Origin of the sequence: Bradyrhizobium sp. SZCCHNS2022, assembly GCF_032377575.1 — a bacterium.
GTDB lineage: Bacteria > Pseudomonadota > Alphaproteobacteria > Rhizobiales > Xanthobacteraceae > Bradyrhizobium > Bradyrhizobium aeschynomenes.
The window spans coordinates 6,503,167-6,519,584 of record NZ_JAUHHZ010000001.1; the positions used below are offsets into that span (position 1 = coordinate 6,503,167).

The following is a 16,418-nucleotide window of genomic DNA, read 5'->3' on the forward strand; positions in this document are numbered from 1 at the left end:
GCCACCCTCTCTTCCAGACCCTTATCGTATGGAGCGCCGCGGTTGCGGCGCGTCTCGAACCATGAGGCCACATGGGGGCCTCGCCCTTTGAGACGCCTGCCTGCGGCGTGCTCCTCAGGGTGAGGGTTGAGAGGGGGCCGACAAGCCGGCAGGGGGCTAGCTCGCTGGCGAGAACCGCTAACCCCGCCGCGCCTCCAGCGCCATGCGCACCGCGAGGCCGGCGAGCACCGTGCCCATCAGATAGCGCTGCACCAGCGCCCAGGTCGGCCGTGTCGCCAGGAACAGCGCGATCGATCCCGCGGCCATTGCGATGACGGCGTTGACACTGACGCTGATCACGATCTGGATCGCGCCGAGCACCACCGACTGCGTGAGCACGCTGCCGGCGGCCGGATCGATGAACTGCGGCAGCAGCGCCAGATACAGCATCGCGATCTTCGGATTCAGCAGATTGGTGACGAGCCCCATCAGGAACAGCCTGCGCGGGCTGTCGACCGCGAGCTTCTTTACCTGGAACGGCGAGCGTCCTCCCGGCTTCACCGCCTGCCACGCCAAATAGAGGAGGTAGGCCGCGCCGGCGAGGCGCAGCGCGTCATAGGCGAAGGGCACGGCGAACAGCAGCGCGGTGATGCCGAACGCCGCGGCCAGCATGTAGGCCACGAATCCGACAGCGACGCCGCCCAGCGAGACCAGCCCGGCCGTGTGGCCCTGCGTGATCGAGCGTGAAATCAAGTAGATCATGTTCGGCCCGGGTGTCAGCACCATGCCGAACGAGACCAGCGCGAAGGCAAGCAGGGATGAGGTGTGCGGCATGACCGGCCCGATGATGAGGATTGCCGGTCGATGCTTAGCGCAGCCGATCGTTCACCGTCATCCGATCAATTGCACCGAGAGCAATCAGCCGGCTGCGGGCGGCGCGACGTTGAGTTCGGGCACCTTGCGGCCCGCGCGGTCGAACACGCCGGCGATGCTCAGCACCAGCAGCACCAGCAGCAGCGCCGCCGCGAGCGGAAGGCTGTGCGTGATCATCGCGAGCAGGCAGGCCCCCAATGCGATCACCAGACCGATCTCCAGCGGAGCGATCGGCTCACCCGCATCGACCCGCGCCTTCCAATGGATCGCGATCCCCGCAGCCACCATCGGCATGTCGTAGATCATCGCATAGGGCGTGACGACGATGCTGCCGACCGCGACCAGCGCGATCGCCTGATCCGTCATGCCGCGGCGGCAGGCCTTCCACACCAGCGCGACGATTGAGCAGGACAGCATCAGCTGGATCATGAGGCCAACGGTCGGCGGCGCGCCGAGCGCGTGCAGGCCGGCGATGACCGTCGGCATCATGTGATCGAGGCTGGCCTGGTTGGCCCCGAGCTGCGCCCGGTAGTCCGGAAATCTCGCGATCCATTGCAGCCAGATCCAGGGATCGAGCGCAGCGCTGGTGACGATGACGACGATCATCGTCGTGATGATCGCAGACAGGATGGCGCTCCAATTGCGCGAGGCCAGCAGCACGACCGGCATCAGCAGCACGAATTGCGGCTTGTAGGCGAGCAGGCCGAGCAGGCCGCCTGCGACGACCGGATGGCTCGCGAGCAGCCGCAATCCGCCGATCATCAGCGCCGCGGAGAGAAAGCCGTTCTGGCCGGTGATCGCGTTGATCAGGGTCGTCGGCGCGGCGAGCAGCGCGAGGCCGGCCAGCGAGCGCCAGTCACGACCCAGCGTGGCAAGGCCATAGAGCACGAACGTGACCGAGATCCAGCAGGCATAAGCGACGGGCAGTGCCAGCATGCCCAGCGGGATCATCACCAGCAGGAAGGTCGGCGGATAGGGATAGGGGAAGCCGCCGCCGCCGAGCGTGGGATCGAGCGTCTGCTGGTAGTTGGCGAGCGCGATGGGATCGTAGATCCCGGCGCCTGCGAGTGCCGCGTATTTGCCGAACGACCACAGCCCGAAAAAGTCGCCGAATGCCGGCTGCGGCGACGACAGCACCCAGCTGATGAGATACGCGCCGTTGTAGAGCACGAGCGCGACGAGGCCGATCAGGATCGCGCGCCGGTCGCGCGTCGCGGGGTGAGCTGCGGATGCGATCGCGGTCATGGAGCTGTGCGGGGTCGAGGTGTTCGGCGGCATCGGCATGATCGTGGCATGAATGGGTGGCCCACGTGATCGCTCGCGCGCGGTGCCCCTCGAATTCTGGCCGGACACGGCTGCATGCCGCGTTACCAGCGGTCCGGATGATCAGGCGACGATGCCATCGTGCCTAACGACAGGTAAAGCCGCTGCGGGCCGCGCGGCCTCGATCGGTGAGCCATACCCGCACGAGACGATGCTATCCGACATCCTTCGAAGATTTCGATTGCTATTTTTCAGAAATCATGCTCTACTCCGCGCATCCCGCCCTCATGCAGAGGGGCGTACGCGTCGTCACGATACGTTGAGGCGGGGAGCGGTGGCCGCGGGTCTGTCGGGTGCTCATGCGCTGGACGATGGACAGCTCGCGGACGGTCAAGCCGTGTGGTCCTGGCGCCCCGATGCTGGCGCTAAGTCCGTTGTGACATGATCAGTGACATGACGTGTCGCGAGGGCGACGGGGGCAAGAAAGCCCGGTCCCCGGGGAGAGCACGGAGCAGCCGTTAAACCCATCGCGCAGGGAGGGCCGGGTCTGTCCGGCTGAACCTGTGGTACCTGCCGCCTGCATTTTTTTGAGCAGGCGGGCCACGGGCCTCAGTCGAGGTCCGGCCTTCCCTGCGCCCTTTGCACTATTTGCAGGGGCGGACTGATCGCAAGCCTCGGGCATGATGTGCCGCGAGACAGCGAAGCCGTGCCCTTCATGTCCTTAGCTGTTTGAACCGTGAATGCGCCCACTCACTCCGCCGTCGTCCCGGACAAGCCGTGACGCGCGACAGCGCGGCACGGCGCCGATCCGGGACCCATACTCCGCGGCGGTCGTTTTGGGCAGAAGGCCAATGACCAGAGTGCCTCGAACCGCTCCCTGGGGGTATGGGTCCCGGCTCGAGGCCGGGACGACGGAAGTGGTTGGCGATGCGATCGGGCCTCGACCAAATGTCAACAACGTCGGAAGGAGTAGCGCAATCAGCTCAATGCGCCTCGTCCCAATTGTCGGCAGCACGCGCGTCGACGTGCAGCGGCACCGACAGCAGCACCGCCGGGAAGGGGGCGTCCTGCATCACGTGCTGCACCACAGGCAAGGTCGCGGCGACCTCGTCCTCCGGAACCTCGAAGATCAGTTCGTCGTGCACCTGCAGCAGCATCTGAGCCGACAACTTCTTCGCAGCCAGCGCGTCCTCGACGCGCGTCATGGCGCGGCGGATGATGTCGGCCGCCGTGCCCTGCAGCCGCGCGTTGATCGCGGCGCGTTCGTTGAAGGCGCGCACCGAGGCGTTGGACGCCTTGATCTCAGGATAGTGGCACTTGCGGCCGAACAGCGTGACGACATAGCCGTTCTTGCGGCAGAACTCGCGCGTCGCGTCCATGTAGTCGCGGATGCCCGGGAAGCGCTCGAAATAGCGCTTGATATAGGCCGAGGCCTCCTCGCGGGCGATGCCGAGCTGGTTGGCGAGGCCGAACGCCGAGATGCCGTAGATGATGCCGAAATTGATCGCCTTGGCGCGGCGGCGCACCTCGCTCGGCATGTCCTTGATCGGCACGCCGAACATCTCGGAGGCCGTCATCGCGTGAATGTCGAGCCCGTCCTTGAACGCCTGCTTCAGCACCGGGATGTCGGCGATCTCCGCGAGCAGCCGCAGCTCGATCTGCGAATAGTCCGCCGAGACCAGCTTGTGCCCGGGCGTGGCGATGAAGGCGCGGCGGATCTTGCGGCCGTCCTCGGTGCGCACCGGAATGTTCTGCAAATTCGGCTCGTTCGACGAAAGCCGGCCGGTGGTGGTCGCGGCCAGCGCGTAGGTGGTGTGCACCCGATGCGTCTGCGGATTGACGTAGGTCGGCAGCGCGTCCGTATAGGTCGATTTCAGCTTCGAGACCTGGCGCCATTCCAGGATCTTGCGCGCGAAATCATTGCCCTGCTCGGCGAGGTCGTCGAGAATGGAGGCGGAGGTCGACCACGCGCCGGTCTTGGTCTTGGTGCCGCCGGACAGACCCATCTTGCCGAACAGAATGTCGCCGATCTGCTTGGGACTGCCGACATTGATCGGCTCGCCGGCCAGCTCCTGCAGCTCGGCCTCGACCCGCGCCGCGGTCTGGGCAAAGTCGCCGGACAGCCGCGAGAGGACCTGGCGGTCGATCGAGATGCCGCGCCGCTCCATCCGCGCGAGCACCGAGACCAGCGGCCGCTCCAGCGTCTCGTAGACTGCGGTCATGCGCTCGGCCACGAGGCGCGGCTTCAGCACCCGCCAGACGCGGTGGATGACGTCGGCAGCCTCCGCCGCATGTGCCGTGGCGCGGTCGATCGCGACCTGCTCGAAGGTCAGCTTGTTCTTGCCGCTGCCGATCAGCTCGCTTTCACTGAGCAAGGCATGGGCGAGCACGTGCTCGGCCAGCGAGTCCAGCTTGTGCGAGCCGCGTCCGGCGTCGAGCGCGTAGCTCATCAGCAGGATGTCGTCGACGTTCGCAAGTGTGATGCCGTGCTGCGCCAGCAGCACGGCGATGAACTTGATATTGTAGCCGATCTTGAGCAGCCCGGCGGATTCGAAGACCGGCTTCAGCGCCGCGAGCGCCTCGCTCTCCTTGATCTGGTCCGGTGCCAGCCCGGCATCGAACAGGCCGCCGCCATCGCCGGCCTGGCGGTGCGCCAGCGGGATGTAGCAAGCCTCGTTCGGCGCCAGGGCCAGGGCCAAGCCGCACAGGCTCGCCTGCATCGGATCGATCGAGCTGGCCTTCACCTCGATGGTGATCCGGCCGAAATCATGTGCGCGTGCCAGCCAGGCCTTCAGCTCGGGCAGGGACCGCAGCGTCTGATATTTGTCGCGATCGATGCGGGCGCTCTTCGCCGACTCCGCCCGTGTCTCGGCGAGACCGGCGGGCGTGCCCTTGCTCATCGCCGACTTGTCTGTCCGCAAGTCGCCGGTTCTCGGCGCAGCCGCCGGCTTGCTCGGTGCGCTCGCTCCCCCGCTTGTGGAGGAGGGCTGGGCGGGGGCCGCGGCCGCGACTGCCCCGCTCTTCAACTGCGCGTCCGCCGTCACGTCGGCCGGATCGATCTGCGAGTACTCCGCGACGCGCCGCGTCAGCGTGGAGAACTCCATCGCCTTGAGGAAGGCGATCAGCTTGCGCGGATCGGGCTCGTGCACGGCGAGGTCGTCGAGCGGCACCTCGAGGTCCACCTTGTCGTCGAGCAGCACCAGCTGGCGCGAGATCCGCGCCTTCTCGGCGTTTTCGATCAGCGCCTCGCGCCGCTTCGGCTGCTTGATCTCGGATGCGCGCGTCAGCAGGCTTTCGAGATCGCCATAGTCATTGATCAGCTGCGCCGCGGTCTTGATGCCGATGCCGGGTACGCCCGGCACGTTGTCGGTGGAATCGCCGGCCAGCGCCTGGACCTCGACCACCTTCTCCGGCGGCACGCCGAACTTCTCGACCACCTCGGCGGTGCCGATGCGGCGGTCCTTCATGGTGTCGTACATCGTGACGCAGTCGTTGACGAGCTGCATCAGGTCCTTGTCGGACGACACGATGGTGGTGGTGGCGCCGCGTTCGCAGGCCAGCCGCGCGTAGGTCGCGATCAGATCGTCGGCCTCGTAGCCGGCCTGCTCCAGGCACGGCAGGTCGAACGCGTGCACGGCCTCGCGGATCAGCGCGAATTGCGGGATCAGGTCATCGGGCGCCGGTGGCCGGTGCGCCTTGTAGTCGGCATAGATCTTGTTGCGGAAGGTGACCTCGGACTTGTCGAACACGATCGCCAGATGCGTCGGCCGGTCGGTCTCCGGCATGTCGCGCAGCAGCTTCCACAGCATGTTGCAGAAGCCGAGCACGGCATTGACCTGCAGCCCGTCGGACTTGCGGTTCAGCGGCGGCAGCGCGTGATAGGCGCGGAAGATGTAGGACGAACCGTCGACCAGGAACACATGGTCCCCTTTGGCCGCGCTCTTGGCGGCAGGCGCAGGGGCGGCGGGCGAGACGGCGGCTTTCTGGGGAGCTTTGGGCATGGCCGCAATGTAGGGAATTTGGCGGGGATTGACACCCTCGGAACGCCAGAATCCCGCGCGTTCCCCACGCAATTCGATGCCCCTGTCACGCTGGATCGGCGCCACAAACTTCGTCGTCGTCCCGGGCAAGCCCCGACGGCGCGAAGCGCCGGCGGGGCGCCGACCCGGGACCCATACTCCCAGGCGGTGATGAGGCGGCAAGCTGGAGCCACAGCATGCCCAACACGGACGACGGTGGATATGGGTCCCGGGTCTTCGCCCGGGACGACGCCGAGTTTGACGCTACTCCGCTGGCTGCAACGCGGCGCGCTGCTTCGGCGGCGCGATCCAGAACGCGATCGGCCGCTCGAACAGGAAGCGGGCGCCGACACGCAGCGCGAGGCGCCAGATGACGAGCGCGCCGACAACGCCGGCGACGGTGACCAGCAGCGAGATCGTGCCGACGTCCGCGATGATCCCTGTTTTCAGCAGCACGGTCCGGGTCGCCGCCATCGGCAGGAAGAAGGCGAGATAGATCACGATCGAATGCTCGCCGCAGAACCTGAGCGCGGTGAGCAGCTGGGCGCGCGCGAGCAGCGTGCCGGCGACGATGATGGCGACCGCGCCGGCATAGCCGAGCGTCAGGGAGATCACCGGCCACTCGCTGACGCCGAGCGTCACGAGGCCCTGGTTGACCACCGCCCAGGCCAGCAGGCCGGCGACGGCCAGCAGGGGCTGTGCCCGCGCGCGGTCCGACACTGCGAAGATGTAGTTCGCGAACAGATAGCCCGAATAGATGTAGACGAAGCGGGCGCAGAACTCGTCGATCACGGTCCAGCCGGTGACGATGTGCGACATTTCGAGGCCGGCCGCGATGCCCCAGATCACCGGTGCCGGCAGCTTTCGTGTCAGTTTGATGACGACGAAGAAGATCGGCAGGAGATAGATGAACCACAGCGTGCCGAACGGCTCGATGAAGGACTCCAGGTACAGATAGCCGGCGTGCTGCCAGCCGGAAGCGGCGGCAAAGCCGGGCGCCTTGAAGCCGAACTGGATCGTCACCCACAGCACGTAGAAATAGGCGAAGTGCACGACCTTGCGATCGACATAGGTCCGCCAGTCGCGGTCGATCACCAGTGGCAGAAACAGGCCGGAAATCAGGAAGAAATCGGGCATCCGGAACGGCTTGGCGAAAGCGACGACGGCATGCATGAAGCCGGTCTCGCCGGCGGCCAGCTCGACGCCCAGCACCGAGTGCATCATCACCACCATGATGATGCAGATGCCCTTGGCGTAGTCCACCCAGTCGATGCGCGTCTCGGTTCCGGCCGATTGCGGCGTACCATTCGCGGTCATGCTGTCCCTCTTTGGCGCGGAGCTGCCGCATTGTCGGGCAGAGCCGTTAATACTCCTCCCTGTCATCCAAACGTCATGCCGTTTTCTAAATTCCCCTTGAACCGCAAATGGTTTAAGACGCCAAAGTATTAACCTTGAAGGATGGGTTTCGATGCGAATTGCGATGATCGGCACGGGCTATGTGGGTCTGGTGTCCGGTGCCTGCTTCGCCGATTTCGGTCACCAGGTGACCTGCGTGGACAAGGACGAGAGCAAGATCGCCGCGCTGCATCGCGGAGAAATTCCGATCTTCGAGCCCGGCCTGGATGCGCTCGTCGCAACCAATGTGAAGGCCAAGCGGCTCGACTTCACGACCGATCTGAAGCAGCCGGTCGCGGATGCCGACGCCGTCTTCATCGCCGTCGGCACGCCGTCGCGGCGCGGCGATGGTCATGCCGACCTCACCTACGTCTATGCGGCGGCGCGCGAGATCGCCGCGTCGCTCACCGGATTCACGGTCGTCGTGACGAAGTCGACGGTGCCGGTCGGGACCGGCGACGAGGTCGAGCGCATCATCCGCGAGACCAATCCGGCGGCCGACGTCGTGGTCGCCTCCAATCCGGAATTTCTCCGCGAGGGTGCTGCGATCCGCGACTTCAAATGGCCTGATCGTATCGTGGTCGGCACCGACGATGAGCGTGGCCGCAAGGCGCTCGGGGACATCTATCGTCCGCTGTCGCTGAACCAGGCGCCGGTCATGTACACCGCGCGGCGCACCGCCGAGCTGATCAAATACGCGGCGAATGCGTTCCTGGCGACCAAGATCACCTTCATCAACGAGGTCGCCGATCTCGCCGAGAAGGTCGGCGCCGACGTGCAGGAGGTCGCGCGCGGCATCGGCCTCGACAACCGCATCGGCTCGAAGTTCCTGCATGCCGGTCCCGGCTTCGGCGGCTCATGCTTTCCGAAGGATACGCGCGCGCTGATCAAGATCGCGCAGGACTACGACACGCAGCTGCGCATCGTCGAATCCGTGCTCGCGGTCAACGACAACCGCAAGCGCGCGATGGCGCGCAAGGTGGCGCACGCCGTCGGCGGCAATCTGCGCGGCAAGACGGTCGCGGTGCTCGGCCTCACCTTCAAGCCGGAGACCGACGACATGCGCGAGGCGCCGTCGATCCCGCTGGTGACGGGGTTGCTCGACATGGGCGCCAAGGTGCGCGCGCATGATCCGGTCGGCATCGAGCAGGCCAAGAAGGAGCTGCCGGAGATCGCCTATTACGAGGATCCCTATGACTGCGCGACGGGCGCCGATGCGATCGTGCTGGTGACGGAGTGGGTGCAGTACCGCGCCATGGATCTCGACCGCCTCAAGCAGGTGATGGCCAGTCCCGTCGTCGTCGACCTGCGTAACGTCTACCGCCCCGAGGAGATGGCCGCCCACGGCTTCGTCTACGAGAGCGTCGGGCGGCCGTCGGTGACGCGCGCGTGACACGCCGTTGTCATACGCCGCGCAGGCGGAGTATGCACGACGACCGATCGCCGCGAGGCGATCTGCATGATTGGATCACCCGCCTCGGCGGGTGACAACGGGTTGGTTGATTGCCCCTTCGCTTCGACACACCGCTGCCCATCGATGCCGTGCTGGACGAATTGTCCGGCACGCTCGAACGCCGCAACACCGCCGTGCTGGTGGCACCGCCCGGCGCCGGCAAGACCACGCGGGTGCCGCTGGCGCTGCGCGATGCGCCGTGGGTCGGGGACAACAAGATCATCGTGCTGGAGCCGCGCCGCATCGCGGCCCGCGCCAGCGCCGAGAGGATGGCCAAGTCGCTCGGCGAGCGCGCCGGCGACACCGTCGGCTATCGCGTGCGCTTCGGCTCGAAGGTGTCGCGCGCGACCCGCATCGAGGTCGTCACCGAGGGCATCTTCACCCGCCAGATCCTCGACGATCCCGAGCTGACCGGCGTCGCCGCGGTGCTGTTCGACGAATTCCACGAGCGCTCGCTCGATGCCGATCTGGGCCTCGCTCTGGCGCGTGATGCGCAGCAGGGGCTGCGTGAGGACCTCCGAATTCTCGTGATGTCGGCGACGCTGGACGGCGCCCGGATCGCCAAGCTGCTTGGCGATGCGCCGGTGGTCGAGAGCGAGGGCCGGGCCTATCCGGTCGAGACGCGCTATGTCGGCCGCAAGCCGGACGCCCCGGTCGAGCGGCAGATGGCCGAGACCATCGCGGCCGCGCTGCGCGCCGATGCCGGCTCGGTGCTGGCGTTCCTGCCCGGCGCCGCCGAGATCCGGCGCACCCAGACCATGCTTGCCGAGCGCGTCCATGACGCTGCGATCGAGATCGTGCCGCTGTTCGGCGCGCTCGATGCCGCGGTCCAGGACCGCGCCATCTCGCCGGCGCCGAAGGGCCACCGCAAGGTGGTGCTGGCGACCTCGATCGCCGAGACCTCTCTGACCATCGAGGGCGTCCGCATCGTGGTGGATTCCGGCCTCGCGCGGGTGCCGCGCTACGAGCCGGACATCGGCCTGACCCGGCTGGAGACGGTGCGCGCCTCGCGCGCCGCCGTCGACCAGCGCCGCGGTCGCGCCGGCCGCACCGAGCCGGGCGTGTGCTACCGGCTGTGGGACGAGCCGCAGACCGCCTCGCTCGCGGCCTACACCCAGCCGGAAATCCTGAGCGCCGATCTGTCGTCGCTGGTGCTCGACCTCGCGCAATGGGGCGTCAGCGATCCCTCCACGCTCTCCTTCCTCGACCCGCCGCCGCTTCCGGCCTGGAAGGAGGCGCGCGATCTGCTCAGCGAGCTTGGCGCGCTCGATGCCGACGGCCGGCTCACCGACGAGGGCCGGCGCCTGCGTGCGCTGGCGCTGCCACCGCGGCTGGCGCGCATGATCGTCGATGCCGCCGATTGCGGTGCCGCTGCCCAAGCCGCGGACATCGCCGCGATCCTGACCGAGCGTGGGCTCGGCGGCGATAGCGTCGATCTCGAGGTGCGGCTCGACCAGTTCCGCCGGGACCGCTCGCCGCGGGCACAGAGTGCGCGCGATCTGGCGCGGCGCTGGGCGCAGCAGGTCGGCAGCGCCTCCTCCGCGCAATGGGACGGGGAGCTGACGACCGGCCTGATGTTGGCGTTTGCCTTCCCCGATCGGGTCGCGCGCAATCGCGGCAATGGCAGCTTCGTGCTGGCCAACGGCCGCGGCGCTGCGGTCGAGCCAACCTCGTCGCTGGCACGCGTGCCCTACATCGCCGTGGGCGAGCTGACCGGGACGGCGGCGAGCGGCCGCATCCTGCTGGCGGCGCCGCTCGCCATCGAGGACATCGAGCGTCATTTCGCGGCTCACATCGAGGCGAAGGACGAGGTCAGCTTCGACAAGGAGGCGATGGCGCTGCGGGCGCGCCGCAAGCGCAAGCTGCACGCGATCACGATGGCCGATGCGCCGGTCGCACTGACGCCGTCAGAGGAGACCGCGCGGATCTTCGCTGAGGCAGTCTGCACCGCCGGCCTCGACCGGCTGCCCTGGTCGAAGGCCGCCAAGCAGTGGCGCGACCGGGTCACGTTCCTGCGCAAGGCGGAAGGCGACAGCTGGCCGGACCTGTCGGATGCGGGCCTCGCCGCGCGGCGCGAGGACTGGCTGGTGCCGCTGCTGGCCGACAAGACCGCGCTCAAGGAGGTCTCGCCCGGGGACGTCTCGGATGCCGTGATGGCGCTGTTGCCCTGGGACCTGCGCGCGCGGCTCGACAAGGAGGCGCCGACGCATTTCGAGGCGCCCACCGGCACCATGCTGGCCATCGACTACGAGGCCGAGCAGGGGCCGACCATCGCGGTCCGGCTGCAGGAGCTGTTCGGGCTCAACGTCCATCCGTCGATCGCCCGCGGCGCGGTGCCGCTCGTTCTGGAGCTGCTGTCGCCGGCACAGCGGCCGGTGCAGGTGACGCGCGATCTGCCCGGCTTCTGGCGCGGTTCCTACGCCGCCGTCCGCACCGACCTGCGCGGCCGCTATCCGCGCCATCCCTGGCCGGAGGATCCCGCCAATGCGCTGCCGACCCGGCGGGCCAAGCCGCGAGGCACGTAGCCGATGCAAATTATACCGTCCGCGTCGTCATCGTTAACGGTTCGCTCATCGTTTTCGCCAAAATGGCACCGGCAGCCGCTCCGCTTCAGTCGCCCGTCAGCGGCTTTCATGGTCAAGTCGGTTGCGGGGTAAAGTCGGGCGTTGCGTGATGCGTAACATAATGATCTTCGCGGCCGTTCTCGTCGGCCTCGGCACCTTCATGGCGCAACTGGCCGATCGCCTGACGCCGGCGCCGGCGTCTGCGACGACGTCCGTCCGCAGCGCGACGGTGGAGACCCCCGCCGCAGGCCAGCGGAGCCTCAGCATCCCGACCGATCGCCGCGGCCATTTCCGTGCCGATGGCCGCATCGACGGCCAGCGCATCAGTTTCATGATCGACACCGGCGCCTCGATGGTCGCGCTGAACGAAAGCTCGGCCGCCCGCTTCGGCCTGCGCCCGGCGCGCGGCGACTACACTGCGACCGTGACCACGGCGAACGGAACCGTGAAGGCGGCGCGGGCCAAGCTTGCGATGGTCGAAGTCGGTGAGCTCATCGTGCGCGACGTCGACGCCCTGGTGCTGCCCGACCCGGCGTTGTCGGAGAACCTGCTCGGCCTGTCCTTCCTGTCGAAGCTGAAGCGCTTCGCGTACGCCAACGGCCAGATGGTGCTGGAGCAATAGGCCGCGCCAAGTCTGCTTGGCCTACCCATTGGCGGCCCCCATATACCGGCAGGACCAGTGATCGCGTGGGCAGGGCGATCCTGCCCGATTGTTGCCTGCATTCATCGGCCTTCTGCCATTGTCGTCTGACGTCGTGCGCGGCACGACCGTATTCTTCCATTGATGTGATTTTCCCCGAGGCTCCCTCCCGATGTTTCCCAAGCCGAAGCCGGTCCTGCTCCCCAATACCTACGCGTTCGAATCCGAGCCGATGGTGAAGCCGACGGGCTTCCGCGAATATGACGCGCGCTGGCTGTTCAACAAGGAGATCAACCTGATGGGGGTGCAGGCGCTCGGCATGGGGCTGGGCGCGCTGATCGCCGAGCGCGGCGTCAGCCGGGAGATCGTCACCGGCCACGATTTCCGCGGCTACTCCGCCTCGATCAAATACGCGCTGATCTCGGGCCTGATGGCCGCCGGCTGCAAGGTGCACGACATCGGCCTCGCGGTGACGCCGATGGCCTATTTCGCGCAGTTCGAACTCGACGTGCCCTGCGTCGCGATGGTCACCGCCTCGCACAACGACAATGGCTGGACCGGGGTGAAGATGGGCGCCAACCGGCCGCTCACCTTCGGTCCGGAGGAAATGACCCGGCTCAAGGAGATCGTGCTCAACGCCGAGTTCAAGAACGCCGGTGGCGGCGCCTATCAGTTCCACGAGAATTTCCCGGCGCGCTACATCGCCGATCTCACCAATCGTCCCAAGCTGAAGCGCAAGCTGAAGGTCGTCGCGGCCTGCGGCAATGGCACCGCCGGAGCGTTCGCGCCACAGGTGCTGGAGGCGATCGGCTGCGAGGTGATCCCGCTCGATACCGAGCTCGATCACACCTTCCCGAAATACAATCCCAATCCCGAAGACATGGAGATGCTGCACGCCATCCGCGACGCCGTGCTGGCGCACAAGGCCGATGTCGGCCTCGGCTTCGACGGCGACGGCGATCGCTGCGGCGTCGTCGACAACACCGGCGAGGAGATCTTCGCCGACAAGGTCGGCGTGATGCTGGCGCGCGACATGTCGGCCATCCACAAGGACGCGCAGTTCGTGGTCGACGTGAAGTCGACGGGCCTGTTCATGACCGATCCGGTGCTGCAGGCGCAGGGCGCGCGGACCGAATATTGGAAGACCGGCCATTCCTACATGAAGCGTCGCACCAACGAGCTCAACGCGCTCGCGGGCTTCGAGAAGTCCGGCCACTTCTTCTTCAACCGGCCGTTCGGCCGCGGCTATGACGACGGTCTCGTTTCGGCGATCGCGATCTGCGAGATGCTCGACCGCGCGCCGGGCAAGTCGATGGCCGACCTGAAGGAGGCGCTGCCGAAGACCTGGTCGTCGCCGACGATGTCGCCGCATTGCGGCGACGAGGTCAAATACGGCGTCGTCGACGCCGTGGTGAAGCACTTCCAGGCGCTGCAGCAGCAGGGCGGCAAGGTCGCGGGTCAGTCGATCCGCGATCTCGTCACCGTCAACGGCGTGCGCGTCACGGTCGAGGACGGCAGCTGGGGCCTGGTGCGGGCGTCATCGAACAAGCCGGAGCTCGTCGTCGTGGTGGAAAGCCCGGTATCGGAGCGGCGCATGCACGACATGTTCGAGGCGGTCAACGTCGTGCTGCGGACCCATCCCGAAGTCGGAGCCTACAATCAGACGATCTGACGAGGGAGTGCGAGCATGTCCACCGAGGAGGCATGCTCGCGCTGGTCCGACAGGCCGGGCGAGCTATGCGGCCCGCAATGAATTGAGGAACTGATCGACCTCCGATTTCAGCCGGGCCGATTGGGACGACAATCCGTTCGCCGATTCCAGGAGCCGGGACGCCGCGCTGCCGGTCTCGTCGGACGCCTGGGTGACGGTGCCCATGCTCTGGCTGACCAACCGCGTTCCTTCGGAGGCCTGCTGCACGTTGCCGGAGATCTCACCTGTCGCGAGGCCCTGCTGTTCCACGGCGGTGGCGATTTCCTTGGAGATGCCATCGATCTCGGCGATCGTGCCACCGATCATCTGGATGGCGCTGACGGCGTCCCCCGTGGCGGTCTGGATGCTCTGGACCTGGCTCGAGATTTCCTCAGTGGCCTTGGCGGTCTGATTGGCCAGCGCCTTCACCTCGCTCGCGACGACGGCGAAGCCCTTGCCGTGCTCGCCGGCGCGGGCGGCCTCGATGGTGGCGTTCAGCGCCAACAGGTTGGTCTGGCTGGCGATCGTCTGAATCAGCGTCACCACCTCGCCAATCTTCTGCGTGCCCGCGGCCAGGCTTTCGACCACGCTGTTGGTGCGGCGCGCCTCCTCGGCGGCCTTCGCGGCGATCTCCGCCGAGCGGGTCACCTGCTGGGAAATGCTGCCGATGGAAGCCGTCAGCTCCTCGGTCGCGGCCGCGACCGTCTCGACGTTGGACGATGCCCGCTGCGAGGCGCGGGCCGCGGCCGACGTCTGACGCGAGGCCTCCGCACTGCTCCGGCTCATCGACGACACCAAAGTCTGCACGTCGTTGGCAGCAACCGCCACGGCCTCGACGATGCCGCCGATCTTGCGCTCGAAGCCTTCGGCGAGCGCGCGCCGGGCAACGTCGCCCTGATCCTTGGCGCGCTGCTCGGCCTCGAGCCGCTCGGCATTCGCGCGTGCTTCGGCGGCCATCGCCGCGTTGGCTTCTGCGGTCATGCGCATGCTGGTTTCGAACAGCTGTGTCAGTTTGAGCGCGAGCGCGACGAGAACGCCGGCCTCGATCAGGAGGATGACCGCGTGCAGTACGACGCGGCCGAAATCGGCGCCGCCGGGGTAGATGGCGGCAGGAAAGACGAAGTTGAGAACGAGATGGTGAAGCGCGACGGCGACGGTGCCGGCCACGATGGGCCGGTAGTCGCAATAGGCGACGAGACAGGCCAGCGCGGCGAAGAAGTACATGTGCATGTCGATCTGCCATGCATGACCGGATATCTGGTAGACGAGCACGGACACGCCGCCCATGAGGGCCACGGCGACCGTGAGCTGCGTCGACAGACTGTCGCCGGCGCTGCGCCAGGACAGCGTCGCGGCCAGCGCCAAGGCGACCATCATCATGGTCGGCATCATCCAGTCGCCGCGCGACAGGCCGATGATGAGGGCGAGTGGAACGTGGATCCAGAGCACCGCCAGCAGAAGCTTGCTGGTGGTCGCACGGAGAAGCGCCAGGTCGTCAGTCTCGCCGGTCATTCCCATCCCCCAATATCGGTCTCTGTGAAAAGCAGGCCGAGATTGCCTGCGGATCGATGACGAGCCAGGCTCCTGCCTTGCGCAGCCGCGCCAAGCCCTGGTGATCACCGGGCCGGACCACCAGCAGCGACGATAGGCTCGTCGTGCGCACGAGAGCGGCGTCAGCCGATGCTGCAGCCAGCATCGTCTGTTGCGCGCTCCACCAGGGTGGAAAGGCGACGGCCACGATCTCGCGTCCGGGATGCACCTGCAGCGACAGCGCTGCCACCCCGACGAAGCTCGCGATCAAAAGGGCAATTGCATTCAGCCAGGCGCGCGACGACGAAGGTATGGTTGCACCGGACATCATCGCATCTGAAGATAGATGGATGGAGATAACTTCCGGTAAACGATGACGGGAAACGGTCCGGAAAGCCGAGCGAAGCTCGGCCGGAACGTGCGGCTGACCTAGACTGGCGGCACCGGAAGTGCCGTGACCGACTTGATCTTCTCCATCGCGAAGCGCGACGTGACGTTCTTGAGCGGCACCGCGCTGATCAGCTTCTTGTAGAACACGTCATAGCTCTGCATGTCGGCAACGACCACGCGCAGCATGTAGTCGACGTCGCCGGCCATGCGGTAGAACTCCATCACCTCCGGCATCGAGCTGACGGCCTCGGCGAATTTGCGCAGCCAGGCCTCGGAATGGTCGGCGCTCTCCACCGAGACGAACACGGAGATGCCGAGGCCGATCTTGTTCTGATCGACCAGCGCCACCCGGCGCAGGATCACCCCATCGGCCTCCAGCCGCTGGATGCGCTTCCAGCACGGTGTCGAGGACAGTCCGACCCGATCGCCGATCTCGGCGACCGACAGCGATGCGTCCTCCTGCAGGACCATCAGGATCTTGCGGTCGATGGCGTCGAGCCGGCGGTTGGCTTCGGGGCTCTGGGCGGAGACGTCGGACATGGAGAAATTTGTTCCATATGAAGGTCGAGAAGCCCTCATATAGAGAAAATCGTTCCAAGGCAAGGATCGGTCGTTCACGCCC

Annotated in this window: 11 protein-coding genes; 4 read left to right on the top strand and 7 right to left on the bottom strand. The window is 66.8% G+C overall.

Translation table 11 applies throughout. The annotated features are described in order from the left end of the window. Nucleotides 1-177: 177 nt before the first annotated feature. The 4 genes from QXZ94_RS29035 to QXZ94_RS29050 form a co-directional block, all read right to left on the bottom strand. The gene (locus QXZ94_RS29035; protein ID WP_315724193.1) at nt 178-813 is read right to left on the bottom strand and encodes a LysE family translocator; all 636 of its coding nucleotides are present in this window, start codon (nt 811-813) and stop codon (nt 178-180) included. A gap of 84 nt (nt 814-897) precedes the next feature. Continuing rightward, nucleotides 898-2,097, bottom strand: a complete 1,200-nt coding sequence (locus tag QXZ94_RS29040) for a glycosyltransferase family 87 protein (protein ID WP_315724195.1) — start codon at nt 2,095-2,097, stop codon at nt 898-900. Between the two features lie 1,001 nt (nt 2,098-3,098). Further along, nucleotides 3,099-6,116 carry a DNA polymerase I gene (polA, locus tag QXZ94_RS29045; RefSeq protein ID WP_315724197.1) on the bottom strand — a complete coding sequence of 1,006 codons (3,018 nt, stop codon included), beginning with the start codon at nt 6,114-6,116 and terminating at the stop codon, nt 3,099-3,101. Between the two features lie 282 nt (nt 6,117-6,398). Then, complete coding sequence (locus QXZ94_RS29050; RefSeq protein WP_315724199.1) at nt 6,399-7,451, bottom strand: acyltransferase family protein; 1,053 nt, start codon at nt 7,449-7,451, stop codon at nt 6,399-6,401. Nucleotides 7,452-7,602: 151 nt separating this feature from the next. Between QXZ94_RS29050 and QXZ94_RS29055 the strand changes: the two genes are divergently transcribed. The 4 genes from QXZ94_RS29055 to QXZ94_RS29070 all read left to right on the top strand — a co-directional run bounded on the left by QXZ94_RS29055 (nt 7,603) and on the right by QXZ94_RS29070 (nt 13,858). Further along, nucleotides 7,603-8,922 carry a UDP-glucose/GDP-mannose dehydrogenase family protein gene (locus QXZ94_RS29055; RefSeq protein ID WP_315724201.1) on the top strand — a complete coding sequence of 440 codons (1,320 nt, stop codon included), beginning with the start codon at nt 7,603-7,605 and terminating at the stop codon, nt 8,920-8,922. A 110-nt stretch (nt 8,923-9,032) separates the two neighbouring features. After that, a complete protein-coding gene (gene hrpB, locus QXZ94_RS29060) occupies nt 9,033-11,507 on the top strand; it encodes an ATP-dependent helicase HrpB (RefSeq protein WP_315724203.1) in 2,475 nt (824 codons plus the stop codon). Between the two features lie 160 nt (nt 11,508-11,667). Continuing rightward, nucleotides 11,668-12,168 carry a TIGR02281 family clan AA aspartic protease gene (locus QXZ94_RS29065; RefSeq protein ID WP_315726601.1) on the top strand — a complete coding sequence of 167 codons (501 nt, stop codon included), beginning with the start codon at nt 11,668-11,670 and terminating at the stop codon, nt 12,166-12,168. Between the two features lie 190 nt (nt 12,169-12,358). Beyond that, nucleotides 12,359-13,858: a phosphomannomutase/phosphoglucomutase gene (locus QXZ94_RS29070; RefSeq protein WP_315724205.1), complete on the top strand. Its 1,500-nt coding sequence runs from the start codon at nt 12,359-12,361 to the stop codon at nt 13,856-13,858. 63 nt (nt 13,859-13,921) lie between these two features. Here QXZ94_RS29070 and QXZ94_RS29075 read toward each other — a convergent pair whose 3' ends face one another. The 3 genes from QXZ94_RS29075 to QXZ94_RS29085 all read right to left on the bottom strand — a co-directional run bounded on the left by QXZ94_RS29075 (nt 13,922) and on the right by QXZ94_RS29085 (nt 16,336). Then, nucleotides 13,922-15,388, bottom strand: coding sequence for a methyl-accepting chemotaxis protein (locus QXZ94_RS29075; protein WP_315724207.1), 1,467 nt, complete (start codon nt 15,386-15,388; stop codon nt 13,922-13,924). Continuing rightward, entirely contained in the window at nt 15,372-15,734 is a 363-nt protein-coding gene (locus tag QXZ94_RS29080; RefSeq protein ID WP_315724208.1) for a hypothetical protein, read from the bottom strand. The genes QXZ94_RS29075 and QXZ94_RS29080 overlap by 17 nt, the downstream gene beginning before the upstream one ends. A gap of 101 nt (nt 15,735-15,835) precedes the next feature. Further along, nucleotides 15,836-16,336: an Lrp/AsnC family transcriptional regulator gene (locus QXZ94_RS29085; RefSeq protein ID WP_172131335.1), complete on the bottom strand. Its 501-nt coding sequence runs from the start codon at nt 16,334-16,336 to the stop codon at nt 15,836-15,838. Nucleotides 16,337-16,418: the final 82 nt, after the last annotated feature.